The organism is Streptomyces sp. NPDC054863, assembly GCF_053610825.1.
The window spans coordinates 1-4144 of the sequence record NZ_JBSGZD010000360.1 but is presented as its reverse complement, the minus strand read 5'-3'; the positions used below and the strand labels follow the sequence as shown (position 1 = coordinate 4144).

The window sequence follows — 4144 nt, the reverse complement described above, 5'->3', positions numbered from 1 at the left end:
CCGCCCGCGCACCTGCCGCCGGTGCCCGCCGCCGCGCCGCCGCTCTCGCGGGTGGAGGACTGGCTGACCACGTCCCGCCCCGACGCGGGCCCCGGGATCTGGCGGTACGCGCACGTGCCGCGCCCCGAGCGGCCCGAGCAGGACACGGTGAGCGACCGGTCGCTCATGGTCGGCGCGGTCATCTCGCTCCTGACCGGACTGCTGATCTGGTCGCTCTGGTGGAACAACTACATCCCGTACTGGCTGGTCCCCATGAAGCTCGTCACGCCGAGCGAGTGGTGGAACCCTGGGATGTACGGCGGGCCCCGCACCCCGGACGCCTACGAGGGCGTCGCCGTGTACACCGGGCTCTTCGGGGCGGCGCTCGTCCACTGGTTCGGCAGGCTCGGCAACTGGGCCGAGGTGTTCCGCCGCTTCGTCCGCAGCCGCGAGCAGCCCTTCCGGGCGCTGGCCGCCGCCGCCCTCGCCGCCCTCGTCCAGGTCCTCACCTGGACCGGCACGCTGCCCGTCGTCGACCCGGTGATGATCCTGCTGCCCGACGCCTGGCTGGGCGGCGGCGGCAACCGCTACGTCGCCGCGGTCGTCGTCTACGCCGTCTACGCGCTGATCGTCCTCGCCCTGCTCTGGCCCTTCGCCCGCATGGGCGACTGGGCGGGCGCCCTGCGCCGCAGGCCCGCGCCGAGCGCCCCCGCCGCGCCCGCGCACCCCACCGCCGACCCCGCCCGCTGGCCCGAGCTGCGGGCGGCGGGGGAGCGGGAGGCCGCCGACCTGCTCACCGCGGAGGTGCGCGGCGGGCGGATGGGCGACCTCGATCTCGTACGGATCCGGCAGGCCTGGGACGCGGCGGGGGACGACCCCCGGCGCCGCGCCCTCTTCACCGCCACCGTCCTGCGCAACGGCGCCGCGGCCTTCACACACCCCTCCGGCGCCCGTGACCTGCCGCGCCGCACCGCCACCCACGACCTCCTCGCCTCACAGGTGCGGATCGGCGCGTACGTCGACGACGAGCCCAACCCGTACCGGCGCAGGGGAGCGGGCACCGCCCTCGAACCCGCCGTGCTCGGCACCTCGTTCCTCGCCGTCGGCCCGCCCGGCGCGGGCAAGACGCAGCGGCTCACCGTGCCCGTCGTCGAATCCCTCGCCCTCCAGGCACTCGCCGGGAGGTGCAGCGTGATCGTCGTGTGCGCGGCCGGGGCGGACCTGCTCGGCGAAGAGGCGTACGACGTCGTGGTCAAGCTCGGCGACCGCAGCTCCGTCCACGACCTCGACCTCTACGGCGCCGCCACCGACGCCGAAGCCGCATCTGCCGTCCTCGCCGAGGCGCTCGTCGGCGACCTCGACACCGTCGACACCGGGCGGGCGGCGACCGCGCTGGCCCAGCTGGTGGGCCCGTTCCACGCGGTGCACGGCTGCTTCCCCGCCGTTCCCGAGCTGTGCGAACTCCTGCGTGCGGACCCTGCCGCGCTCCAGCGCCTCGCCGCCGAGCTGGACGCGGCGGGAGCCGACGCGATGCTGCGGGACCTGTCGTCCCGGGTCCGCCAGATGGGCACCGCGTCCGACCCCTGCCCGGCCCTCGCCGACCGGCTCGCCCTTCTGGACCGGCCCGCCTTCACCGACTTCTTCGACACCTCGGCCACCGCCCGGCCCTTCTCGTTGCGCGCCCTCCAGCACCACCCCATGCGGGTCCGCGTCGAGCTGCCCGAGCACGGGCACGCGGAGGCGTCCCGGCTCCTCGCCCGGCTCGTCCTGGCCCAGTTCCTGGTCGCGGTCACCGCCAGGACCGACCGGTCGCTGTTCAGCTGCCTGGTCCTCGACGACGCGACGGCCACGCTCACCGCCGAGACGGTGCGGGGCATCAGCCGGATCCGCTCGGCCAACGCGGGGGTCGTGCTCAACCTCCGTACCGTCGACGACGTGCCCGAGGCGCTGCACATCCCGCTCCTCGGTGCGGTCGGCTGCCACATGGCGTTCTCCGGGGTCACCACCTGGGACGGCCGGCGCTTCACCGAGGCGTGGGGCACCGAATGGGTGGAGACCACGGAGGTCGCCCAGCACACCGTCTTCGCCAACCAGCCCCTGACCCGGGCGGTCCACTGGCTGCGCAAGCTCGTCACCGGCAAGGCCGTGGTCACCAGCGCCGTCACCGTCAAGAAGGTGGAACGTGAGCGCTGGTCCGCATCGGAGCTGGCCCGCGGGGTACCCGCAGGACACGCGGTGCTGTCGCTGACCACGGTGCACGGGGAACACGCCCCGCCGCTGCTGGTGGACCTGCGGGGCTGATCCCACAGGTCGACGGGACGCGCGCCTTACGTACACCCTGGCAGAATCGGCAGTGCCGTTCATACGGGACGGCACATTCCCCCGAGAAGGTCCCGTCCCCTGATGCCGCCCACGCTCGCCTCCCTCGTCCACCACTCCGCGCTCAAGCTCGTCGTGCGCGCGGGGGAGGACCGGCTGGAGACCCCCGTCCGCTGGGCGCACGTCAGCGAACTCGCCGATCCCGTCCCGTACATGGAGGGCGGCGAGCTGCTCCTCATCACGGCGATGAAGCTCGACGCCGAGGACCCGGAGACCATGCGGCGGTACGTGCGCAGGCTGGTCGGCGCCGGAGTCGTCGGCCTCGGCTTCGCGGTCGGCGTCTCCTACGACGACATCCCGCAGGCGCTCCTCGCCGCCGCGAAGGAAGAGGGCCTCCCCCTTCTCGAAGTACCGCGCCGCACCCCCTTCCTCGCCATCTCCAAAGCGGTCTCGGCCGCGATCGCCGCCGACCAGTACCGGGCGGTCACGGCGGGCTTCGAGGCCCAGCGCGAACTGACCAAGGCGGCGCTGACGGGCCCCGCGGAGCTGATCGCCCGCCTGGCCGCGCACGTCAGCGGCTGGGCCGCCGTCTACGACGCGTCCGGCGCGCTCGTCGCCGCGGCCCCCGACTGGGCGGCCAGGCGCGCCACCCGCCTCGTACCCGACGTGGAAAGGCTGCGGGAGCGGCCCGCACCCGCCAGCGCGGTGGTGGCGGGCCCGGTGGAGGGCGGCGGTACGGAGGACCGGGTCGAGCTCCAGTCCCTGGGCGCGGGCCGCCGCGCACGCGGCACGCTGGCCGTCGGCACGGCAGCACCCCTGGGTACGGCCGAACGCTATGCCGTCCACTCCGCGATCGCCCTCCTCACCCTCACCACCGAACGCACCAGGGCCCTCCAGGCCGCCGAGACCCGCCTCGGCGCGGCGGTCCTGCGCATGCTCCTCGCCGGAGAGCCCGACCACGCCCGCGCGGTCGCGGGCGACCTCTACGGAGGCCTGCTCGACGCACCGTTCCGTCTCCTGATCGCCGAGGCGGCGGGCGAGGGCACGGACGCGACCGAACCCCTCCAGGCGCTGGTCGACGCCCTGGAATCGGCGGCGGCGAGGGCGGGCGAGGTCATCCTGGTCGTTCCGAACGGAGGCCGCGTCGTCATACTGGCGGCCGACGGCGGCGAATCCGTCGCCGAGTGCGCGGTCCACACGGCGGTACGGCGCGGGGACGCGGCCCGCCCGATGGAACCCGCGGAGGAGGGCGAACTGGTCGTCGGCCTCTCGGCCCCGGCGGGCCCCATCGCCGCCGCCACCGCCTTCAAACAGGCCGAACAGGCGCTGTCGGTGGCCCGCCGCCGGGGCCGCACCCTCGTCGAGCACGAGGAACTGGCGACGGGCTCCGTCCTGCCCCTCCTCGCCGACGACGCGGTCCGCGCCTTCGCCGACGGAATGCTGCGCGCCCTCCACGAGCACGACGCGACGGGCCGCGGCGACCTGGTCGCCTCGCTCAGGGCCTGGCTCTCCCGGCACGGCCAGTGGGACGCGGCGGCGGCCCAGCTGGGCGTGCACCGGCACACGCTGCGCTACCGGATGCGCAGGGTCGAGGAGATCCTCGGACGCTCCCTGGACGACCCGGACGTCCGCATGGAGCTCTGGCTCGCCCTGAAGGCGACGTCCACGGGGTCGTAGGGTCTCGCGGGCGCGTGCGGTCGGGAGGGTGGGGCGGGCCGGGCCGGGCCGGTGGTCGTCGTGCGGGTGCGTCGTGGCTGGTCGCGCAGTTCCCCGCGCCCCTAACTGCCTGCCCCCGAGCCGTCCTGGGCGGCTGACGCCGCCGACCCCCAGCCCCCTTGGGCGGCGG

2 protein-coding genes are annotated in these 4144 nt (G+C 75.1%); both read left to right on the top strand.

The window, feature by feature from the left end:
• A partial coding sequence (locus ACWGIG_RS35085; protein ID WP_453325750.1) for an ATP/GTP-binding protein occupies positions 1–2280 on the top strand: 2280 nt, incomplete at its 5' end.
• Positions 2281–2382: 102 nt separating this feature from the next.
• Positions 2383–3975, top strand: a complete 1593-nt coding sequence (locus ACWGIG_RS35080) for a PucR family transcriptional regulator (RefSeq protein WP_453325749.1) — start codon at positions 2383–2385, stop codon at positions 3973–3975.
• Positions 3976–4144 lie beyond the last annotated feature (169 nt).

What these genes read in the sequence shown, in the direction of transcription:
- ACWGIG_RS35080 (WP_453325749.1), top strand. Translation starts at nt 2,383, where the DNA reads ATGCCGCCCACGCTCGCCTCCCTCGTCCACCACTCCGCGCTCAAGCTC.